This window comes from Persicobacter diffluens, from assembly GCF_036244895.1.
In the GTDB taxonomy this organism is placed as follows: Bacteria; Bacteroidota; Bacteroidia; order Cytophagales; family Cyclobacteriaceae; genus Persicobacter; species Persicobacter diffluens.
The window spans coordinates 674246-698105 of the sequence record NZ_BQKE01000002.1 but is presented as its reverse complement, the minus strand read 5'-3'; the positions used below and the strand labels follow the sequence as shown (position 1 = coordinate 698105).

16 protein-coding genes are annotated in these 23860 nt (G+C 44.6%); 15 read left to right on the top strand and 1 reads right to left on the bottom strand.

Going from position 1 to position 23860, the window contains the following annotated elements:
- Positions 1-271: 271 nt before the first annotated feature.
- The 5 genes from katG to thiD all read left to right on the top strand — a co-directional run bounded on the left by katG (position 272) and on the right by thiD (position 6348).
- Entirely contained in the window at positions 272-2473 is a 2202-nt protein-coding gene (katG, locus tag AAA970_RS17315; protein WP_338238149.1) for a catalase/peroxidase HPI, read from the top strand.
- Positions 2474-3504: 1031 nt separating this feature from the next.
- Positions 3505-4278 (top strand): hydroxyethylthiazole kinase, encoded by a 774-nt coding sequence (gene thiM / locus AAA970_RS17310; protein ID WP_338238148.1) that lies wholly within the window; start codon positions 3505-3507, stop codon positions 4276-4278.
- Positions 4275-4919: a thiamine phosphate synthase gene (thiE, locus tag AAA970_RS17305; protein WP_338238147.1), complete on the top strand. Its 645-nt coding sequence runs from the start codon at positions 4275-4277 to the stop codon at positions 4917-4919. Before thiM ends, thiE begins: the two co-directional genes overlap by 4 nt.
- Entirely contained in the window at positions 4895-5548 is a 654-nt protein-coding gene (tenA, locus tag AAA970_RS17300; RefSeq protein WP_338238146.1) for a thiaminase II, read from the top strand. The genes thiE and tenA overlap by 25 nt, the downstream gene beginning before the upstream one ends.
- Entirely contained in the window at positions 5545-6348 is an 804-nt protein-coding gene (gene thiD, locus AAA970_RS17295; RefSeq protein WP_338238145.1) for a bifunctional hydroxymethylpyrimidine kinase/phosphomethylpyrimidine kinase, read from the top strand. The genes tenA and thiD overlap by 4 nt, the downstream gene beginning before the upstream one ends.
- Before the next feature lie 393 nt (positions 6349-6741).
- Here thiD and AAA970_RS17290 read toward each other — a convergent pair whose 3' ends face one another.
- A complete protein-coding gene (locus AAA970_RS17290; protein WP_338238144.1) occupies positions 6742-7338 on the bottom strand; it encodes a helix-turn-helix domain-containing protein in 597 nt (198 codons plus the stop codon).
- Positions 7339-8119: 781 nt separating this feature from the next.
- Between AAA970_RS17290 and AAA970_RS17285 the strand changes: the two genes are divergently transcribed.
- From AAA970_RS17285 to AAA970_RS17240, 10 genes are all read left to right on the top strand, one after another.
- Entirely contained in the window at positions 8120-8887 is a 768-nt protein-coding gene (locus tag AAA970_RS17285) for a hypothetical protein (protein WP_338238143.1), read from the top strand.
- A gap of 177 nt (positions 8888-9064) precedes the next feature.
- Positions 9065-10159, top strand: a complete 1095-nt coding sequence (locus tag AAA970_RS17280) for a hypothetical protein (protein ID WP_338238142.1) — start codon at positions 9065-9067, stop codon at positions 10157-10159.
- Between the two features lie 151 nt (positions 10160-10310).
- A complete protein-coding gene (locus AAA970_RS17275; RefSeq protein WP_338238141.1) occupies positions 10311-10826 on the top strand; it encodes a DUF695 domain-containing protein in 516 nt (171 codons plus the stop codon).
- Positions 10816-11370: a hypothetical protein gene (locus AAA970_RS17270; RefSeq protein ID WP_338238140.1), complete on the top strand. Its 555-nt coding sequence runs from the start codon at positions 10816-10818 to the stop codon at positions 11368-11370. The genes AAA970_RS17275 and AAA970_RS17270 overlap by 11 nt, the downstream gene beginning before the upstream one ends.
- Before the next feature lie 217 nt (positions 11371-11587).
- Entirely contained in the window at positions 11588-12244 is a 657-nt protein-coding gene (locus AAA970_RS17265) for a hypothetical protein (RefSeq protein ID WP_338238139.1), read from the top strand.
- Between the two features lie 1012 nt (positions 12245-13256).
- Complete coding sequence (locus AAA970_RS17260) at positions 13257-15317, top strand: TonB-dependent receptor (RefSeq protein ID WP_338238138.1); 2061 nt, start codon at positions 13257-13259, stop codon at positions 15315-15317.
- Positions 15318-16862: 1545 nt separating this feature from the next.
- The gene (gene hrpB, locus AAA970_RS17255) at positions 16863-19349 is read left to right on the top strand and encodes an ATP-dependent helicase HrpB (protein ID WP_338238137.1); all 2487 of its coding nucleotides are present in this window, start codon (positions 16863-16865) and stop codon (positions 19347-19349) included.
- Positions 19346-22030 (top strand): penicillin-binding protein 1C, encoded by a 2685-nt coding sequence (gene pbpC, locus AAA970_RS17250; protein WP_338238136.1) that lies wholly within the window; start codon positions 19346-19348, stop codon positions 22028-22030. The genes hrpB and pbpC overlap by 4 nt, the downstream gene beginning before the upstream one ends.
- A gap of 136 nt (positions 22031-22166) precedes the next feature.
- A complete protein-coding gene (locus AAA970_RS17245) occupies positions 22167-23237 on the top strand; it encodes a mannose-1-phosphate guanylyltransferase (protein ID WP_338238135.1) in 1071 nt (356 codons plus the stop codon).
- Between the two features lie 174 nt (positions 23238-23411).
- On the top strand, positions 23412-23675 hold the full coding sequence (locus tag AAA970_RS17240) for a hypothetical protein (RefSeq protein ID WP_338238134.1): 264 nt from the start codon (positions 23412-23414) through the stop codon (positions 23673-23675).
- Positions 23676-23860 lie beyond the last annotated feature (185 nt).

The following is a 23860-nucleotide window of genomic DNA, read 5'->3' as shown; positions in this document are numbered from 1 at the left end:
CCTCATCTTAGTCAAATGGTGATATAAATTCTTTTTTTTGATTAGTTTTTCATCCACCTTTCTCCTGAAATATTGATTTTTCATAGCCATTGGTTGAGAAAATACCGCTCTAATGACCGCTGAAATTACAAAGGCAGTTTTGCATTTATTTTAGGGCTTGCGGATTGAAAATCAATGTCTTAAATTATAGGTAAACCTTATGAGTAGTTCCCGGCTGCAATTAAAATTTTACAGGCGGGAGTACATATTATTAAGCTAAACAATTTTTAAAATGTCTGAACCAAGCAAATGCCCTTTCTCCGGAGGTACTCCCACCCATAAATCAGGGGGCGGAACACAAAATCGCGATTGGTGGCCGGAACAATTGAACCTGAAAATGCTGCATCAAAATCCTCCCAAAGCGAATCCCTATGGAGATGATTTTGATTATGCGGAAGAATTTAAAAAACTGGACATTGAGTCTGTTAGGAAAGATTTATATGCGCTGATGACAGATTCCCAAGACTGGTGGCCTGCTGATTATGGGCATTATGGGCCATTATTTATCCGCATGTCCTGGCACGCCGCCGGGACCTATCGTATTGCCGATGGTCGTGGAGGTGCAGGTACGGGAACACAGCGGTTTGCTCCGCTAAACAGTTGGCCCGACAATGCCAATCTGGATAAGGCTCGCCGATTACTTTGGCCTATTAAGCAAAAATATGGCAAGCAATTGTCTTGGGCGGATTTATTAGTGCTGGCAGGGAATTGTGCGCTGGAGTCCATGGGTTTTAAGACCTTTGGCTTTGCTGGTGGCCGGGAAGATATTTGGGAACCGGAAGAGGATATATACTGGGGTAAAGAAGGAGAGTGGTTAGCGGATCAACGTTACAGTGGAGAGCGCAATTTGGAAGAGCCGCTTGGGGCAGTACAAATGGGCTTGATTTATGTAAACCCGGAGGGGCCCAATGGTAAGCCGGATCCCGTGGCGGCGGCGGTTGACATTCGGGAAACTTTCGGCCGAATGGCCATGAATGATGAGGAGACCGTGGCGTTGATTGCGGGAGGGCATACCTTTGGTAAAACTCATGGGGCAGCCAATGATGGTGAGTTTTTGGGGCCTGAGCCGGAAGGGGCCAGTTTGGAAGAACAAGGCTTTGGTTGGAAAAGTAGGTTCCACAGTGGAAAAGCCGAGCATGCTATTTCCAGTGGTCTGGAAGGTGCCTGGACTTATGAGCCAACCAAATGGAATAATGATTATTTTGATATCCTTTTTGGTTACGAATGGGAATTGGAAAAGGGACCGGGAGGTGCCTGGCAATGGAAGCCTGCGAATAATGAGGCTGCTGATACCGTGCCCGATGCGCATATAAAAGACCTGAAGCATCCACCGATGATGTTGACCACCGACCTTTCGCTAAGGGAAGATCCTGCATATGCTAAAATTTCCAAACGATTCCACGAAAACCCCGAGGAGTTTGCTGATGCCTTTGCACGCGCCTGGTATAAACTAACGCACCGGGATATGGGACCTTATGAAAGAGGTTTGGGGAGTCTGTTGCCGGATAGCCCCCAAATATGGCAGGATCCGGTGCCAGTGGCAGATTATGCCATGATTTCCGAGGCTGGCATTGCTGATCTGAAAGCGCGGGTGCTCGCATCAGGCTTGTCTATCGGGCAGCTGGTGAATGTTGCCTGGTCTTCCGCTGCTCCTTATCGAATTACAGATAAACGTGGAGGAGCCAATGGTGCTCGTATTCGTTTGGCACCTCAAAAAGACTGGGCTGTGAATGATCCTCAAAATTTGAAGACGGTATTGGAAAGTCTGGAAACCATCCAGGCGGCCTTTAATAGTGCACAGACAGATGGTAGTAAAGTCTCGATGGCCGATTTGATCGTATTGGCCGGAGGAGCAGCCATAGAGCAAGCCGCCAAAAATGCAGGTAAAGACATTAAGGTACCTTTCCATCCCGGTCGTACGGATGCCACAGATGAAATGACAGATGCGGATTCCTTTGCTCCTCTGGAGCCAAAGGCAGATGGCTTCCGAAATTATTATGGGGAAGGGGAGCAACGATCGCCGGGGGACATGTTGGTGGATCGGGCTCATTTCCTGAACCTTTCAGCTCCAGAAATGACCGTGCTGATTGGAGGTTTACGTGTATTGAATGCCAATTATGGACAAAGCAAACACGGTGTTTTAACCGATAAAACCGATCAGCTGACCACAGATTTCTTCACCAACCTGCTCGATATGGCAACCGAATGGAAGCCCCAGGGAGGTGGGCATCAGCTTTATGATGGGCTGGACAGAGATAGTGGTGAAAAGAAATGGACCGCCACAGCTGTGGACCTGACCATCGGATCCAATTCCCAATTACGGGCAGTGGCAGAAGTTTATGCCTGCGATGATGCACAGGATAAATTCATTGAGGACTTTGTCAATGCCTGGGTGAAGGTGATGGAAAATGATCGTTTCGATCTTCATAGATAAATTATAAAGGGAACACTTGAAAGCCGGAGGTAATAGCCTCCGGTTTTTTTATGCTGATGATGTTGAAAACATATTTCCGACCAAGCCGAATTTTGCATGCCTCATGGGTGGACTGTAATGCGGGTATAAGGAAGAAATTATCTCTCAATTTGGTTTTTTCAAGAATGCTGATACCGGAGGAAAAAAGTAAGTTGTGTTCCATTTGGCCTATTAAAAAATCAAAGGCTCTTGTGGAAGGTGTAAGTGGAGTTTGTTCTGGGATTTTGGATTTGGGAGTGTATAATCTGACTTAAACCGGATTATTCCAGCTACAATCCTCGTCCAGGTGCAAGGCGGGAAAATAACGGAATTTTTACTAATCCGATTTTTTTCCAGAAAGAAGGGGTGGAGGAGAAAGACAGTCCACCTTATTTTGAGCTATTAATAAGTTGGCAATTACGCCCCGATTGATCTGAAAATAAGTCGCTTAAATCAGAGGTAGGCAATTCAGGTTAAACGCTTTAGGAGGTTTACTATGCCCTGCGGTGAATTAATTGGCTCAGCTTTTTTTAGTTTATTAGCCCCTAATGCTATACTTATTTTGCTCGTATAAAAGTACAGTATTTTGGGGCCTTCGCAACTGCTCACCGGGCTGGCGGCACTCGCTCTTTGGGGCTGGCAATAGGTTTATCGTTTATGCGTTGCCTGCCCCAAAGGAGCTCAAACAACCGGCGCTGCCGCTGCCTTCATCCCTGGCCCGGGCGGGCTTTGCGCCCGCGGTCTTATTGGAAGTTTACAAATGGAGCTCAATTCCATAGCCTTTTTTCCGGCCATTATTTAACCCTAAAAATTCCTGTTCCCATTTATCCTGATTGGTTATCAACCGACTTTGGGAATATTTAAGATTCGATACTATATTTATAAGCTATGGGTAAAGGAGCTTTCGATTTTAATGAATGATGCCAATGGTATAGGATCGCCGACCAATTTATTTTTAAGTCCTTTCCATAGCCTTTACTCCGGATTTGCCCATCATCAAAACAAGATACAGTATGTGTGAAAAACATCCATTAAATAAGACGCTCCTTAACATCAAGGAGCAATCCCCATTAGTTCATAATATTACCAATTACGTGGTCATGAACAATACCGCCAACGCCCTTTTGGCCATCGGCGCTTCTCCCGTAATGGCCCATGCGCTGGAAGAAGTGGAGGATATGGTATCTATTGCCGCTGCTTTGGTAATCAATATGGGTACCTTGAGTGAAAAATGGGTGGATGCGATGCTGTTGGCCGCCAAAAGAGCAAAAGCCTTAGGCAAACCCATTGTTTTCGACCCGGTAGGGGTGGGGGCTTCTCAATTTCGAACTGAAACCGCTCAGAAAATTATTCAGGCGGCCACACCAACAGTAATTCGGGGCAATGCCTCCGAGATCATGGCCCTGGCGCAAATGGCCAATAGCACCAAAGGGGTTGATAGTGCCCATGCATCACAGGATGCTATTGCGGCAGCACAGCAGCTGTCCAACACATTGGCGAATACTATTGTGATTAGCGGTGCGACGGATTATATTATTAGTGGAGCACAAATCTCGGAAGTGAGTGAGGGCAGCCCCATGATGGCCAAAGTTACCGGTATGGGCTGTACGGCCACCGCGATCATCGGAGCATGTTTGGGAGTGGAAGCCGACGCACATATGGCGGCTTGTGCTGCTATGCAGATCATGGGCCTGACCGGTCAGGCAGCAGCCGAATTATCCTTGGGGCCAGGCAGCTTTCAAATGAATTTCTTAGACCAACTGTTTCAGCTACAGGATAAAGCATGAGAATGGTAGATTATGCCCTGATGTTTGTGACCGATGATCGCATTACGGATGATGCCACCTTTTTATCCATTTTAGAAGCCGCACTAAAAGGGGGCGTCACCATAGTGCAGTTAAGAGAAAAGCAATTGGATACCGCGGCATTTTTGACACGCGCCAAAGCCTGCAAGTCACTTTGCTCCTTATTTGGTGTACCGCTTATTATTAATGACCGTCTGGATATCGCCCTGGCGGTGGAGGCTGATGGTGTTCACCTTGGCCAAAAAGATATGCCCGTTATGGAAGCGCGAAAATTGTTGGGAGCGGAAAAGATTATTGGATTATCGGTGAGCAATGTACAGCAAGCCGCGGATGCCAATGCCATGAACATCGATTACATCGGCCTTTCTCCCATATTCAGCACCAATACCAAAACAAGGGATTTAGAACCGCCTTTAAGAATTGATGGTTTAAAGGAAATTCGAAAAGTAAGTAATAAGCCGATAGTCTGCATCGGCGGGGTGGATAAAACCAATACCACGGAAATAATCCGCAATGGATCCCAGGGGATAGCGGTAATCTCTGCCATCTCCAAATCCCGGGATCCCGAAAATGAATCAAAAGCATTAAAAAATATCATATGTCAGGTTGGAACGCAACGATAGCAAAAAAGACTGATTATATCTTAGAGCAGATCAAACAGCATCCTTTCATTAAGGAGCTGATGGCTGGCACCCTCTCGGAGGAAGTTTTTTTATTTTATATTAATCAGGATGCCTTGTATTTATCGGAGTATAAGAAGGTATTGGCCACTATAGGCGTGAAATGCGCGGAAGAGGACGAGACCCAGTTTTTCCTCGATGCCGCCACGGGAATCATCCATGTGGAAGATGCCTTACATCAATTATTCCTCAAGGACAAGCCGCTCACCAAAGAACCTTCTCCTACCTGTGAACTGTATACAAGTTATCTTGCTCGCATGGTCAATACAAGCTCAGTAGAGGAGGGACTTGCTGCAGTTTTGCCTTGCTTCACCATCTATAAGTTGATTGGCGATTATATTTTAGCCCATCAGACCAATACAGAAGACAACCCTTATCAAAATTGGATCAACACCTATGGAGGGGAAGCTTTTGCGGAATCGGTGCGCAAGGCGGTCGCCATTACCGATAGATATGCTGCTGCTGCTTCAGAAGAAGTAGTCCGCCGAATGGATATGGCTTTCGAAAAGGCTTCCAAATTGGAGTGGATGTTCTGGGATAGTGCTTACCAAAAAGAAGCCTGGAAAATATGAAAAGTACCTATAAAAGCGTGCTGACGATAGCCGGCAGTGACTCCGGCGGGGGCGCAGGCATACAGGCGGATATTAAAAGCATCAGTGCCTGCGGGGCTTATGCAGCCAGTGTGATTACCGCCACCACAGCCCAAAATACGGTTGGAGTAAGCGATATACATGCTATTCCTATCGCGCATTTAGAAATGCAATTGGAGGCAGTTTTAAGTGATATTGAATTTGGCGCCATTAAAATCGGGATGTTACATTCTTGTGAGGTCATCAAAACCGTTTTTGAAAAATTGGAGCGCTATGGCTTGCGAAATATTGTACTGGACCCCGTGATGGTAGCGACCTCCGGAGATCAGCTCATCACCAATGAGGCCATAGCCTGTTTGAAAAACTATTTGCCAAAAGCGAGTCTAATCACCCCAAATATTCAGGAAGCCGCCCTGTTGATCGGTCATGATATTGACCAGCAAAATTTCGAGGCTACGGCCATTGAAATTGGACAGCAATATCATACCTCTGTTTTGTTGAAAGGGGGGCATTTGGAAACAGAGACCGCTTCCATGGTGGATATGCTGTTTGAATACGATAGCAAGGTGGTTCATAAAATCATTCACCCACGCATTGATACCTCAAACACCCATGGCACCGGATGCAGTTTGTCTTCTGGTATTGCCACCTTTTTAGCTTTGGGGGATTCCATGGAGAAAGCCGTCAGGAAAGCTTGCCGCTTTGTAAATGAGTCCATTGCGGCCGGAAAGGATAAAATCCTGGGAAAAGGAAATGGGCCGATCAATCATTTTGGATTGTAGTCGTTTCATAATGAAATGGAAAATAGGGGCTGGCTTTAGATAGGCCATCATCCACATTTCCTTCATTTTTCAAAACAGCATACTAATCCACATTGGTATGCTGTTTTTTTTAAGGGCCCGCCTTCCTCCAAAGCCCGAATTCCAAAGCTAGCTCCGGCCTTCCCCACTCAAGCTATACTGTATTCTTGATCGCCTTTTGAAAAAAATCCTTCACGTGAGCATTCGCAACAAATCAGGAAAAGCCGGAAATGTCTCATTTAGAGGGTTCAAAAATGTTAAGCGCAGGAGCAATCACCAGTAACAATTGGAATAGGTAGTCGGGCACGTCAGTTTTTGCTGTAATTCGTTCGGATTTTCAGGGAAAAAAGCGGGTTTTGGAAATTTCGGACGTAGTTATCCAGCGGCAGCAAGCGAAGGCCATTCCGTCTCAAGAGGATGTACGGGCGTCAACATCTTGCCCGCAAGAATATCCGCCATCAGTCGGTCGAATTGCATATTGGCTTCCACCTTATCAAGGAAGGCCCAGTACCACTCGAAGAGGGGACGGTAATAGGTGAGGAGGGTCAGGGGTTTAAAATAATGGCCTCTGGTGACTTTGCGATTACAGAGTCCAAAGTGTGCATCCGGAAATTCACTGCGCACCCGCAAATAGCTTTTTAAAAAGTAAGAGGGCCATTCGATGAGTCGATAATGGGTGAACCAATGGTGGTAAGGTGTGGGGCGATGGTATAATTGCTGATCCAGGGTTTTCCCACGCAAGTGGCGCAGGGCAATAGGATTTTTAGTGCCGGGCACCGCCAGAATCTTCCGCACCTTTGCCAGTCGTTGCGCCACCTGCGCATCATAACCGCCTCCCGGATTGGAATTTCGTTGTAATGCCCGTGTTACCGTACTGCGGTGCACCCCCAAAGCTCGGGCAATTTCGCTCTTGCTCGCCCCTACCTTTAGCAGTCTTTCGATGATATTTCGGTGCCCTTTGTTCAGTGCCATATAGGAATAGCTGGCAGGGGCAGAGATTGTTTTGGGGGGGAGCCGTGAGTTTTTTTATATTTTTGAATTAATTCAAAGGGGTAGCAACTCGCTTAATTATCAGCGCTTTTGTTGACGATGAGCTAGTATATTTTTGAATAATGTAGCCTCTCAAAGAAGCACCATTTCTTATTGGTTAAATTGGATGTAAAAGGACTATGCACACTTTTTGGGCAGGGAACTGTAGGATAAGCTAGGCTACAGGCCGTTCTGACCATGCTTTGGCCGGTAAAGGGTAAGGAATAAAAAGGTATCATTTTTTGACGTATGCTGTGGATATATGCCACGGTGTTTTGTTTTGGATTGAACAAATTTATTAGCCTCCTGAATGCTCTCTCCATGCTAAAAAGTGTGAAAAGTACAATTTAACTATTGGGCTGGTGGGCTTGGAGTTTTCGGAATTAGCTACTTCTAAGGAAGTTTATTTTTCTTTCTTGGATGTAATTGGAAAGCCAATAGTATCCAATCATCAGAGCTAGTGGGTGGATTTCTTGTTGTAGTAGAATCATAATGCTTGATTTTTTACTATAGGGATCACCCTTTTGAATCCTTCCGTAAGTGGGCATGGGTTTGAGTCCGAACAATTCGATTCCTAAAAAAATCAAAATTTAGGGAGATCGATAATGAATATGATTATATTGGTAAATAAATAACTTATACAAACAAGGTTGTGTAAATAAGGGGAATATAAGCAATAGGAGTGGAGTTTATACAATCGTTGGGGTGAATTAAAATAATGAAAATGACTAAATATATTATACAGGTAATTATGTTTTTCGTACTGATCTCTTGTCAGAATGATGAGTTTGGGTATACATATTTATCTTCATACTATTTAGATGGTGAACCCATTACATTAACTGGTCAAACAGATAATGATACAGGATTGGAAACAAATGACTGGAATTTTGATTTAACAAATGGAAAGAATATTTCAAAAGGAAGGTTTTTAGAGGGAATGCGCATTGATAATTGGATTTATACTCTGCATAGAGATACCTCAATGGTTGTTGATTGGATAATATTTCGAGATCCCATAAAAGGAATAAAGATGAGTTACCCAAAGATATGGCATGTAAATAAGGAGACTCCAAGAGTATTTGAAGCAACATTTGAAACTGTTAGTCCAATAAAAAGATCTAAATTTTTCGCTGTTACATATAACATTAAAGACAGTATAAAAATGAATATGAAAGAGTATCTAGATTATTCAACTAATAAACTTGCACAAGAAGAAAGGTTAAAAAGGCATTATACCTTTGAGATTGCTACAGATAAGGATACTACTTACTACTCGATTACTAAACTTGTTAGAAATAATGAGAATATAATGATTCTTGATTATTTGTTTGAGAAAGATGACAAGATTATAGAATTAACATACTCCACATTAGACATTGAAACAGAATTTAAAAATCAAATATTTTTAGACATAGTGTCCTGCTTTTATTACGAGCAGAAGAGAGCATTTGATCCTTTGACACGAAGTGAAATAATAATTAAACTATAATAACTCACCCCAACACGCGGTCATGAAACATTGGGGTTAAGTGGTTATTTGGCCTCGGTTCTCACATCAGAGTTTGTTGTAGCTTGATAGTGAAGTAACTCCGAGAGCCCCAACGTTTCATACCGCCAACCGTTGTGGGCAATTGAAGACACGATACTGCAAACATAAAATTACATCATGGAAAAACTGATTTTTATACTTTTCATAATAATAAATTCAGGATTAGTACTCGCTACAGAGCAAGAGCCTGATTTCCTTCATTACGATGGAAAAAAATTGACTCTATCAACAGGTTGGGGACATCCTTCTCCGCTTGAGACTTATTATTCTCAAAACAACATTGTATATCCGTTTACAATGTTGCATACAGCCAATTATCGTGGACATGTTGCTATTTGGGAGATTTCAGATGATAAATTATTTTTAGAAGAGATACAGATTGAAAAGGCGAAATTTAAGCCTGAGAAATTTAAAGTAAAATCACAATCGGACTCTTTGTCATATAAAGACAAGGTATTTGCCGATTGGTTTACTGGTGTAATAATTGGAGAAAAAAGAAATAAGAAGAAGCATTGGGAAGTAGAGAAGTCTTATTATTTTTATGTCAAATATGGCAGGGTAGTTAATGAACAAGAGTTCACTGATAAGGATTTTAAACAAATCGAAAAGATTTCGGGAAAAGATACTTCTAACCATGATTTGATGGCAAAATATTCAATGTTATACCTAAATAATAATTATATCTCATACTATTTTCGGATACATGAAAATGATACAATAGCACTTGATACTAAAGGAGGGTATTTAAGCGGTAATTCGGGTTTAAGTCCCGTACTATCATTTTTCGATAACGACCACTTAAAATGGCCGTATAATTGGGAGAATTTTGAGAAAAGTGGGGCTCCATTTTGTACATGGACTTTTAATAACGACAGTCTATTGTTGACCAATATAGAATTACACACGGGCACGGGGTTTTATTCTATTGATAAATTCTCGGTTGATTTGGTGGATATTTTTCCAAATAGATTAGTTGACAACAAAGTGTTTGGTGATTGGATTTCTGGTATTTTTATTATTCGGCATGGAAAGAACGAGGAAGATGAGAACTTACCAGGTTATTTTGAGTTTAAGGCTTCTGAATTTACCTACTTAAGATTAAAGGATGGGATTTTAACTGAAAAATATACTGTTCCAGCTGATTTTGATTTTAAAAACATAGCGGATGATACTGATGAAGGATTAAGGAAAATATTAGAAGAACTTAAGTAACAACTGCCCACAACAATGTATATGCAAATAGGCGTGATAGTAGTAAAATTAATGGTTATAGCCACTTGAAAATCCTAATGGTTTGATAAGTTTGAAGTCCGCAATCGCCTACTTAACATATACTTAACGTAGGCAAGTATAAATTAAAATAATGGGAATTTTCGATAAATTATTTAAGAAAAAAGAAGAAAACAAAAACTCAGACCTCAGCCCTAATGAAGTTAGAGTTTACTTTCCAGAAGAAGTTTTCTCTACCATTGAATTCAAACAAGATGATTTACCTGGAATCGGAATTATAACCTCGTCACTTAAAGAATTCAAACAAAGAGAAGTATTCGGTTATCATTTGTCAATTATGATTTACTATGATGATTTAATTGAGAACGGAATGCCTTCTGAAAAAGAAAGAGAAGAAACCGATCCATTCTGTGAACACCTTGAAGACTTACTAAAAGGTGATAATTTGGGCCAACGAAATGGATTATTCTTAGGGCGTTTTACATGGAATAAAACAAGAGAATTGATCTGGAAAATTCATGATCCAGAAATAGCCGATATAGAACTTAAAAGAATAATTGAAACAAAAGAACACCCAAGGCCATTTGATTATAGAATGGATCCAGATCCTAACTGGGAACTATCAAAATGGCATCTCGGTGAAAAATAAAAAAAACGCTTGCCAAAAGGCAGGGCCAACACATAAACCAAAGCTACAGCTGCTAGCCGATCCGTTGGCAGCAACTAAAAACATGATGCGCAAAATAATTGCATATTTGATTTTAAATATTCTATTAATTTCTTGTGTTTATAGTTCTAAGAATGACTTTAGACACCCTAAAGATGCATATAGCAAGAAGGAATTTAAGATGCCAGAAAGATTTTTAAATATGAACTTTGTAAAAGAGGAACCGTCTTTAAATAAATTTGCAAACCATGGACGATGGCATTCTTCATACATAATCCTAAATCAGGATAGCTCATTCATTTATAGTTGTTTTTATGAAATTGGACATGCCATGACATTAGGAACGTATGGCTTGAAAAACAATCATTATGCTTTTAATTGGGACAGTGTTAAGACTTCTGAGGCATGCAAAGATACTATGTTTCTTAAGCAAAAACTAAATGTAGAAAACTATAAAACGTTGCCTAATAAAATCGATAATGTTGAATTTTATTTAGGAAACGACAATCTAAGAATTATTAAATAATAAAAGATGGCAGCTGCCAACATACCGCAATAAAGCATATGGAGTCCGACTAATTTTAGTAGGTATGTTACTTCGGAAACCAACGCCAAATCCTTGATTTGGCTTTAAAAATAAAAAACAAATACAACGCTTTAGCTTTGCTCAATTTTGGGAGTTTGAATGGTTAAATCTACATTCTCTTCATGCGGCAGGCCGTTGGTATTAAGTAAAAACCACGATGCAAAAGAATATTTTATGCGTAGCCGTATTACTTATTTTCATTGGATGTGAAGAAAATAGACAGGCAAAATCTTTAAATGATATAGCTTCAATTAAGACAGAAATAAATAAAAAAAGGGAATTAAGTATCGACAAGACACAGGCAGCTCCTTCCAAATATAAGAAAATTAAGGAGCGTGTTCCTGAAGGTGAATGTGATAGATATTTTTTGGCGTTTAAAGATTCGACAGTTAGTTTATGCTGTTTAGAAGAATTGTATAACCCATTTGGATTATTAATTGAAAGTGATATTTCGGGTTATCTCTCAGATTATGAAATTTCATATGAAACAGGAGGGGAATCGAAAACAATTGTTTTTAGTAAAAACCAAAATATGGTTAGACTTGTAAAATGGAAATCAGAATATTCTGACCATTTTGAATTGTTCCTTGGCAAGGGTCAACTTACTGACAATGATTTAACACTTTTAAATGAAATCAAAATTGGAATGACTAAAACAGAATTTATTAATCGCTATTTTCAATTCGCAGATTCAACAATTAAAAAAATCAACCAAGTTTCTGTTTGTCTAGACGAGAGAGGTGATAGCTATACAAAATATAAGTTTGAAAATGATACGCTTTCTAGAATCAATTTTGGAGTATGGGAAGAATAACTAATGCCAACCAACCACAATAAAGCATATGGAGGTCAGCTCATTTTGCTCGGTTCGTAGCTTTGGCGTTAAAATGAAAAGGTAAAAACAAATTCAACGCTTTGGGTCTGCTCAATTTGGAAAGTCAGCACCTTTAAACCTCCATACACTTCATGCGACAGGCCATTAGCATGAATATTTACAATAAAATACAAATAATATTAAGCCGAATTATTCACCGGTAGTTTTTGGATCTACCTGAAGAGGCTGCTTATCATTTAGTTGTCATTTGTCCGATCAAATTTCCGATAATCCAATTTTGGGTAGGCTTGCTTTCTCCTCATTCATCTGCTACATTGGAAAAGCTCGAAATAGGAAACTATTCCTTCATTTTTTCCGCCTGGCAGCTATACGAGGATTTGGGCTTGAGTAATCCGGGTTAACTTTGCAGGGTATTCCAAATCGTTTTTTTGATAGCCAAATTTCACACTAACAGCGCAAGAACTAAGTGCTCATCGTTTAATTAAGACGGGTGCCTCTTTAGGCCGTCCCCTTCTCTCAGCCTTCGCGCTAAGCCTCCTAAGAACGACCCCGATCCAGGTCGTAGTCATAGCAACAGCAGTTTTCCATGGACAGCTCCACGGCGACTACAGAGGATATCACTAAGCGCTAAGAATACCAGGCTTGGGCTTAGGGATGCTTGCACCGCTTGCTGTAATACGAAGACCAGCGTAGAGGTCTCCTCCGGAAACTAAAAACGTGTTTAAAAGCACACCATCCGGCTGAAAACTCGAATTATTGGAAGCGATTTTAGATAATTTCCCAACAATAGCGTTGCTATTCTCTCAAAATAATTGGGTATCGCTTTCACTATGCTACAAATTTTCGCTTCGAATTTTGGCTTTTAAGCACACTCTAAGCATTTACTCCCTTCAATAAATTTTACCCTGATTTTTTTTCAACTTTAGCGGATTTTGTTCAGGTTGGTTACTATTTTTGCGCCCATATTTTATTGAAATTTTAATTTTTAAATATGGTTTATTTTAAACACTGGTCCCGTAAGGGATACGCTGTTTTCCAATCATTGGGAAAGCAGATCAAAATTTGTGCGCTGCTCATTGGTATATTGGGTAGCTTTTCACAAAGACTCGCGGCACAAACAACGCCTGAGCAACTTGAAAACAAGACTAAAGTTGGAGACGAGTATGCCGAAGAGGAAATCCAGCTTAATGAAGTGGTGGTGCAGACACAAAGAGTAGCTACCGTTTATTCCGAGCAAGCCCGAGTCGTACAGGTCATCACCAAAGCCCAATTGCAACAGGCGCCCGTACAGAGTATTCAAGACTTGCTTGAATTTGTCGCTGGCGTAGACGTTCAACAGAGAGGACCGATGGGTATTCAAGCAGATATCCGAATCAGAGGCGGTTCTTTTGATCAAGCCCTCGTACTCCTGAATGGTGTCAATATCAATAACCCGCAGACCGGACACCTCAACCTCAATCTCCCGATCGACATGGAAGCCGTAGAAAGCATAGAAGTGCTTCAAGGACCAGGCTCCCGTATTTTTGGCCCGAATGCTTTCAGTGGTGCGATCAATATCATCACCAATACCTCCAAAAAAGATAATTTGTCCGTTCATGTGATGGCTGGCCAATACGGTACGGCTAAATCTTCCGTTTCGGGCACCTTTAACACCGGCAAACTCACCAATTTCGTTTCGACAAGTGTCAGCGGAAGCGATGGCTTTGCACACAATACCGATTTTAATCAGAAAAGCATTTACTATAGAGGAAATTTAACGACTAATGCCGGAGATCTGGATGTACAGCTGGGTTATGGCGACAAAGCTTTTGGTGCAAGTACTTTCTATTCGGCTAACTACCCTGATCAATTCGAAGAAAATTCTTCCTTGTATACCAGCGTCAAGTTCACCTCCAATACGGCCATCAAGTTCACCCCATTGATCTATTGGAACAGAAGCCAGGACCGCTTTGAACTGTTTCGAGATTTTAAAAACGCCGCAGACTGGTATACCGACCACAATTATCATATGACGGATGTTTATGGGGCCAACCTTTCGGCAGAATACGCATCGTCTATCGGGGTTACCGCTTTTGGTGTGGATTTCAGATCGGAGAATATCCTGAGCAATAATTTGGGCTTTGATATGGACGAAGAAAAGGAAGTACCCGGAGAGGATGCTTATTTTAACAAGTCTGTCTCTAGAAATAATATTTCAGCGTATTTGGAGCACAATATTTACATCAATCAGTTCACGATCTCTGCTGGAATGATGGCCAACTGGAGTAGCAAATATGAAGCTGATCCCCATACCTTCAACTGGTTTCCGGGTGTGGATCTTTCCTATAAATTTGGAAATGGTTTGAGCATTTTCAGTTCCTTTAACACTGCAATGCGCTTGCCTACTTTCACGGATATGTTCTATTCCAGCCCGACAGACCTTGGCGATCCTGATTTGGAAGCAGAAGAATCTTATACTTTTGAAGGAGGTCTTAAATTCGGTAATTCGGCCTTAAATGCCAGTCTATCCGCATTCAGAAGGAATGGTAGAAATATTATTGACTGGGTAAGAGCATCTGATGATGAGCCTTTTCAAGTACAAAATATCGAGTCACTGGAAACGGTCGGCGTGGATGCTTTTGTACAATATTTGCCTCAGGTCACTTTTGGAAAATCAATGCCCATCAGGAAGATCAGTCTGAGCTATTCTTACCTTGATGCGCGCCAGAATGACAACCCTGCTGAAATCTCAAAATATGCGCTATCCAACTTGAAACACAAACTCAGCATGGGGATTGATCATAATATCTACAAAAATATTTATGCTAATTGGCAAATCCGATATCAAGACCGAGCCTATAGTACTTGGGAACTGGGTGATGGAAATGTCAGTACTGAAAACCCATTTGAACCTTTCTGGCTTGTCGATGCCCGTATCTATTATCAGAAGAAAGCCTATATGGTCTACGTCGAGGCTTCAAACCTCTTCGACCGGGATTACATTGATTTCGTCGCTGTAGAACAACCCGGCAGATGGGTCAAAGCAGGCGTACGTATTAATCTGGATCTATAGTCAGCTTCAGAAAAATAAATAGATAATAAAAGCGGATTTTTCAATCGCTGGATATACCAGATAGTGGAAACTTCCGCTTTCCATATATTAAATAGCGCTTAAAAGAGGCGACTAATTTGGCTCAGCTGTTTGGCATCCTATTAGGGTATCGTGACTTTTGATAGTTGCGAGCTTAACGAAAACTGCTGACTGATATCAAATGAAGCCTTTCTAGTGGAGAGTCGGTCGGCTGATGTCTTGTCAAAAATTACGTTCTCTTCTGCGACTTTCCCCAAAACAGCATACTAACAGGCACTGGTATGCTGTTTTTTTTAGTGCGCTAATTTTTTCTCTCAGACACCAGCCATACAGTTGTTCATTCCACCTATCAAAACATTTCCCTGCCTCCCTACATTGCTCCGAAAAAAAAACACTGGTCGTAGGTCTCCTTCCTTATTTACAAAGGTATGAGTCTTCGTTCGCTGAGCCCCCCACTGGTCGTAGTCTTCGCATGCTGAACTTCAAAGTCTTGTAAGGCTGTAGCGCGGTGACTACGGCCTAGTCCACGGAATTTTGTGACAGGAGGTCTTAGTGATGCTCGCACGGCTCGCTGTAACACTAAGCCCAGCGTTAGGCTGGTACGCACCCACTGGTCGTAATCTTCGTTCGCTGAGCTTCGAAGTTTTGTTAGGATGTAGGGCGGCGACTACGACCTAGTCCATGGAATTTTGTGAAAGAAGGTCTTAGTGATGCTCGCACGGCTCGCTGTAACACTAAGCCCAGTGAGAGTAATCCCCCCCACTGGTCGTAGTCTTCGCATGCTGAACTTCAAAGTCTTGTAAGGCTGTAGCGCGGTGACTACGACCTAGTCCACGGAATTTTGTAACAGGAGGTCTTAGTGATGCTCGCACGGCTCGCTGTAACACTAAGCCCAGTGAGAGGAACAAATTCTTTATTAAAGCGAATAATAAAAATTTAGAGTTTTTTAGGTAATCACCCACTGGTCGTAGTCTTCGCATGCTGAACTTCAAAGTCTTGTAAGGCTGTAGCGCGGTGACTACGGCCTAGTCCACGGAATTTTGTGACAGGAGGTCTTAGTGATGCTCGCACGGCTCGCTGTAACACTAAGCCCAGTGAGAGATTGCACCCCTACTTTTTCAAATGATACCCCACTGGTCGTAGTCTTCGCATGCTGAACTTCAAAGTCTTGTAAGGCTGTAGCGCGGCGACTACGACCTATTCCATGGAATTTTGTAAAAGAAGGTCTTTGTGCTGCTCGTTCTGCTCCCTGTAACACTTAGACCAGCGTTAGACTGGCACGCATCCCCAACCCATCCACGCCTCATCATTTCATTCGTGGCTATTATCCCGCGCCACGGCTATCAAAAATTTCGTGTTAATTTGTGAAATTGGTGGTTTCATTTCATTCATCCCACACCACGCTCATTAAAAAATTCATATTCACTCCTGAAATTGGTGCTTTCACCAGCAGAAGCCCTCTTCATCGCCACATTCCCTTCCCCCGCTGATCAAAAATCCCTATCTTCGCAGGCTAAAGATTATCGTATGTCATTTTCGTATCAAGCTATAGATTTACCGGTTCGGGAGGTAGTGCCACAGGTGCAGGAGCAGTTGGCCCAGCACAATACATTGATTGTAAAAGCGCCTCCGGGGGCGGGTAAGAGCACCTTATTGCCCCTGGCGCTGATGGATGAGCCCTGGCTGGAAGGTAAAAAGATTTATATGTTGGAGCCCCGGCGGTTGGCCGCCCGTTCGATCGCTTATCGTATGGCGGAATTGCTGGGGGAGAAAGTGGGTGAGACCGTGGGTTACCGGGTACGATTTGACAGTCAGGTGGGACCCAATACCCGCATTGAAATTCTGACCGAGGGTATCCTGACGCGCATGATCCATTCGGACAATGCGCTGGAAGGCGTGGGCATGGTGATCTTCGATGAATTCCATGAGCGCAGCCTGCATGCCGATCTGGCCATGGCCTTCTGTCGGGAAAGTCAGCAGTTGATTCGGGAAGACTTACGCATATTGGTGATGTCGGCCACCCTGGACATGCCTCAGTTGGCCAAAGGCCTGAGTGCGCCGGTGGTGCAATCCGACGGGCGACAGCATCCGGTGGATATCCACTATGGGGAAGAGGTGGACCAACGCCTGATGGCCGACCTTACGGCCCGCAAAGTTATTCAGGTGGCCAATCAGCATGATGGAGACCTGCTGGTTTTCCTGCCGGGGCAGGGAGAAATCCGTCAGGTGGAAGAGTTATTACAGCCCTTGCGAGGCGCCTTCCGCATCATGCCATTGTACGGGCAGTTGCCAATTCGTCAGCAACAGGCCGCCTTATTCCCGGATAAGGAAGGCCGTCGAAAGGTGGTGCTGGCCACTTCCATTGCCGAAACGTCCCTGACGATTGAGGGCATTTCCGTGGTGATTGATACCGGCTTTGGGCGGGTATCGCAGTTTGATCCCAACACGGGCTTGTCGCGCCTGACCACCATCTGTATCTCCAAAGATGCGGCGGATCAGCGTGCTGGTCGTGCCGGGCGTTTGGGACCGGGTGTCTGCTACCGCATGTGGACGCGGGCAAGTCAGGAGCGACTGAGTGAGCACCGCCTGCCGGAGATTGAGCAGGCCGATCTGGCGAGCATGCGTCTGGATCTTGCTGCCTGGGGCATTGAAGATGTACAGGAGATGTTTTGGCTGTCGCCACCGCCTGCGGGTCATCTGGCGCAGGCCGAGCAGACCTTGGAAGACCTGGAAGTTTTGGTGGATGGTGTGGTGACCGATCATGGGCATCAGGTGCACAAGTTACCTTGCCACCCACGGATTGCCCATATGTTGATCCGTGCGGAGGAGCATGATCTGCTACCGCTGGCTTCCGATTTAGCCGCCCTTCTGGAGGAGCGCGACCCCTTGCCGAAGGAGGCCGGAACCGATATTAATTTAAGAGTGGAGGCGCTGCGTCGCTTCCGTAAAGATAGCGGGAAGAATCGTCGCTTCGTACATATCAGCAAATTGGCGGATTCTTACCGAAGAATTTTCGAGGTACGGGAAGACAATGGCGCCGTGGATATGTTCGAAACCGGCTGGCTGTTGGCCAATGCCTATCCCGAGCGTATCGCCTGCGCCCGTCCGGGGAATAATGCCCAGTTCCAGTTGGCCAATGGCAAAATCGCCATGATCGGCCACCGCGATGATCTGGCCCATGAGTCCTGGCTGGCCGTGGCCCATATCGATGCCCGCGAAGGCATGGGGAAAATCTTCATGGCCTCGCCCATGGACCCTAAAGAACTGGCCAGCATGGTGAAGGAGAAGGAAACGGTGAAATGGGATGTGGAAGAGGGCGCCATCGTCGCTAATAAAGAACTGCGCATTGGCAGCATCATCCTGCGTTCGGTGCCCATCCCGCTGGATGATGAGGAGATGATCGCCACAGCCATTCTGGAGGCTATCCCTAAGCACGGACAGCAAATGCTGGATTTCAGTGAGGAAGTACAGCAGTTGCAGGCGCGTATCGGCTCCCTGCGTCAGTGGAATCCCGATCAGTCCTGGCCCGATTATTCCACCGCCACCTTGCTGACGACAGCCGACCGTTGGTTGTCGCCCTATCTGAAAGGCATTAAAAAAGAGCATCAGTTGCGCAAGCTCAATCTCAAGGATATCCTGACGCATGCGCTGGAATATGAGCATCAGCAGGAGTTGGATAGCTTGGCGCCGGAGCGTATTGAAGTCCCCAGCGGTTCTAAAATCAAGCTCGATTATCAGCAGGATGGTAGCCCGGCGGTCCTGGCCGTGCGCCTGCAGGAGGTCTTTGGCCTCGCCGAAACGCCGAAGTTGAATGGCGGAAAAAATGCGGTGCTCATGCATCTGCTTTCGCCCGGATTTAAGCCTGTCCAGATTACCGGTGACCTCAAAAGCTTTTGGGAAAATGCCTATTTCGAAGTCAAGAAAGACCTGAAAAGACGTTATCCCAAGCATAGCTGGCCGGAAGATCCATGGACCGAGGAGGCTGTCAGAGGCGTAAAACGCAAACAGCAATGAGGTTACCCTTCACCCAATATATTCAACTGATCCGTCATCAACTACAAGACCTAAAATCGGTACTGCGAAAAGCTATTGGCTGTTTTTTTGGGGCCGTAGCTCGCCCAGGCTCACTACCGGGCTACTGGCAGTCGCTCTTTGGGGCGCGCCGGCTACGCGGTCAGGCGGCCCAAAAGGAGCTCCAACAGTGCCAGTATCCCTCGTCCGGCGAAACTCAGGAACCCCACCGGGCGATAAGCCCGGACGGGGCAGGGATGAAGCGGGCTTGTCTGAGCTCTTCAGGGCAGGCTAAAGGCGTAGCGCCTCGCCCTGAAAGCGAGCCGCGCCAGCCCGGTGCCGGCTTGTCCGGCAGCCCCCCAAAAATAAATTGGCGTTCGCTATTCAGCAAAAGGAGGCTTTGGCTGACGGCTATTGGCTGGTTGGTAGGTCTTTTTTTCTGGTGGTTGCCCCTGCCCAAGTTTGAGGAGGGGCCATTCTCCACGGTCTTGTTTAGTCGGGAGGGGCAATTGCTCAGTGCGCAGATTGCGGCGGATGAACAATGGCGTTTCCCGATTGCTGAGGCCATGCCGGAGAAATTTAAGTGGAGTTTGTTGCACTTTGAAGATGAGCGATTTTATCAGCATCCGGGGGTGGATTTTCTGGCCATTGCCCGTGCGGCCTGGTCGAATATGCGTGCCGGTCGGGTGGTCAGTGGTGGCTCTACGCTGAGTATGCAGACTATTCGCCTTGGCCGGAAGGGGCAGGCACGTACTTATGGGGAGAAGCTGTTGGAGATGGCGATGGCGCTGAAGTTGGAGATGCTGTACAGCAAGGAGGAAATCCTGCGCTTGTATGCGGCTTGGGCACCCTTCGGAGGGAATACCGTGGGCCTCGAAGCGGCGGCATGGCGTTATTTTGGTCGGTCGGCCTCGGAGCTTTCCTGGTCGGAAAGTGCCACGCTGGCGGTTTTGCCCAATGCGCCGGCCCTGATTTTTCCTGGGAAGAATGATGATCAGCTACAAAGCAAGCGGAATCGGCTGTTGCGTACACTGCGTGAAGAAGGACTGCTGGATGCGATGACTTTTGAACTGGCGCAGGCGGAGCGAACGCCCATTGCACCAAAAGCCCTGCCCCAACACGCCCCGCATTTGCTGATGCAGGCTGGAAAAGACGGGCATGGCGGTCAAAATTTGAACAGCACTTTGGATGTGGCCCTGCAAAAGCAGGTCAATCGGATCGTGAAGCAGTACGGGCAGCAGTATGCCGCCAATCAGATTTTCAATATGGCGGTGGTGGTCGCTGATGTGAATAGCAAAGAGATGCTGGCTTATGTGGGCAATGTACCCGGCGTGGGGGGCGTGCATGCGGAATATGTGGACAATGCGCAGGCGCAGCGCTCAACGGGGAGTCTGTTGAAGCCTTTTCTTTTTGCTGCAGCCATGGAGGAGGGACAGTTGTTGCCGGAGTCTTTATTGCCGGACTATCCCACCTTTTTGCCGGGCTTTGCACCGAAGAATTTCAGTGGGCATTATGAAGGAGCGGTGCCGGCCGGTGAATCTCTCTGTCGCAGCTTGAATGTGCCTTTTATCCATATGTTGCGGGAATATTCTTACCCGAAGTTCAATTTCATCCTCAAGCATCTGGGCATGCACAGTCTGGTGAATGCTCCCGGCCATTATGGTTTGTCGATTATTCTGGGGGGATCAGAAAGTTCGCTGTCGGAACTGACGGGTATGTATGCCGGCATGGCAAATGCCCTGAATCAGTATTTTAAGCGTCCGGGGGACCTGCGCTATGCGACCTCGGATTATGCGCCATTACATTATATCAAGGGCGGGGGAGCTTTGGAGGGAGATTTGTCCGAATCAGGCACCTTGTCCGCCGCTACGCTCTACAAAACCCTGAATACCCTGACGGAGGTGGAGCGTCCGGATGAATTTGGCCAATGGAAGCGGTTTTCCTCCGCCCAGCCTGTTGCCTGGAAAACGGGCACGAGTCAGGGCTTTCGTGATGCCTGGGCCATTGGGGTGAATGCCGGATATGTGGTGGGTGTTTGGGTAGGAAATGCGGAAGGCACCGGCCGTGATGGTTTACTGGGCGTTCGTACGGCGGCTCCGGTGATGTTCAGTATTTTTGACTTATTGCCTTCATTGGAGTGGTTCCGGGCCCCGGAGAGTGATTTTTTGAAAGTAGCCATTTGCCCGAAATCGGGCTATCGTGCCGGTCCACATTGTGAGGAAAAGGAATGGGTCTTCGGGCCGAAAATGGCGGAGCATCTGAAGCCCTGTCCATGGCATCGTCTGAACTATGAGGCAGGTAAGGTTGCGGAAAAAGTTTTTCAATTACCCCCAATTATGGGACAATATTATGGGAAAAAGCACGCCTTGTATCATTCCACTCAGGCGGCTAATGGCTTGGGGCCAGAAATGATGCAATGGGTTTATCCGCAAACCGATGTCACGCTTTATCTGCCGGTGGAGCTGGGAGGGGAACTTTCGGCGGTGGTCTTGGAAATTGCCCATCAAAAGCCGGATTCGCGTCTTTTCTGGAGTATGGAAGGGAAGTTCTTAGGGGAAACTACGGGTTATCATCAAATGGAATTTCAGGCGGAAGAAGGTCGGCATCAGGTGTTTGTGGTGGATGAGGAGGGGAATAGTCTGAGCAGAAACATTGTAATCCTTCGAAAAAATGACAATGGATAGGGAATGCTCAAAAAAAGATCTTTATTTTGCTCTCAAATACGGGGAAATCATGCCTGAAAATGCACCTTCAATGGCAGCATTTTAAAACAAAAGTGACAGGCATTTTTTTCTATTGGAAATGCTAAACACATCAATCATGAATAAAAAAGATAATTTTGCCTTGATTATGGCCGGAGGGGTAGGCTCTCGTCTTTGGCCATTGAGTAAGTCAGAAAAACCAAAGCAGTTTTTGGATTTGTTAGGAATGGGTCGTTCCTTATTGCAGTTGACCTATGATCGCCTGGCGAAGGTTTGTGATGAAGAAAATATTTATATTATTACCAATGAGCAATATGCGGAGCTTGTACAAGAGCAGTTGCCCGGAATAAATGATTATCAGATACTGGCCGAGCCGGTGTTGAGAAATACCGCGCCTTGTATTGCATATGCCGCGCATAAAATTGCAGTGAAGAATCCGAAGGCGAATATGGTCGTAGCCCCTGCCGATCACCTGATTTTGAATGAGGATGCTTTTGTAAATGCAGTGCAACATGCCTTTTCCAATGTACAGGAGAAGGACATTTTGGTGACCTTCGGTATCCAGCCTAGCCGCCCTGATACCGGTTATGGTTATATCGAATACGATAAAAATAGTGATGGCCTGACCGAGGTGATTCAGTTTAAAGAAAAGCCAAACCTGGAGAAAGCCAAGGAGTTTTTAGCCCATGGTGGTTTTCTTTGGAACTCCGGGATCTTTGCCTGGTCTGTGGAATCCATTATTAAGAGTCTGGGACAAAATGCACCGGAGATCAATGCGATTTTTGAGGGTATTGAATATTATGGAGCGCAAGAAGAGGAACAAATTCGTTCCGGATATGAAGTTTGCCCTTCAGACTCCATAGACTACGCTATTTTGGAGAAAGCCAAAAATGTAAAAGTTTTGCCGGTACAGTTTAACTGGTCGGATTTGGGTACCTGGAAATCGATTTATGAAAATAAAGAGTATGACCTGGCCAATAATGCCGTTCATGGCAATGTGGTGACCGAGAATACCAATAACTGCCTGATCAAAGTACGTGATGGTAAATTGGCGGTAGTGAAAGGCCTGGAAAACTTTATTGTGGTAGACGAGAATGATGTTTTGGTGATTTGTCCGAAAGATCAGGAGCAGTCGATAAAAGACATTTATACCAAGATTAAAGGGACTGAAAATAAGAGTTTTATTTAACTCCTTAAATAGCGCAGGGATTCTTAATAGAAAACAGGGGATTTATTTCTCAAAATACTTGAGGTAAATCTATGTTTTATATTAGGAATCCTTTTTGCTATCCTTAAAAAATACTATCTTATGCGGTCGGGTGGATATGGTGGGTAGGATTGATCTACTATAGAATGTATTACCATGAATGAAATCTTTACGGTTAAACAGTACTCCGGGGCAGTAGAATTTTTAAAGGCGAATTTTCAGCGCACCGTCATGGTGGAACAAAGGGAGTCCGATTTATACCGGATGTTCTTTGAAAAATCAGATGCAGAACAAATGATTGATTTGGAACTGTTAAACACGCTGGAAACAAAGGGCTTATTAAGTCCGAAAAAGAAATCGAAAAATGGAAGCGGGGAATATTATTTATCTAAAACGCTTTCAAATATTTTTCAATTTTAGATAGAACAAGAATGAGTTTATCATAAAAAAAGGAGTTGATTTTCAACTCCTTTTTTCGTTTTTTCCTAAATTTTCTTAGCCACAAGGCGGGGCAAAGGAAGGGATTTCCCTAATTCGATATTTCTCAGGGAGGCATAGACGAAGAAGAAACCCGGCTTAGCTAAATTCAGGCTCTTCGAAAATCA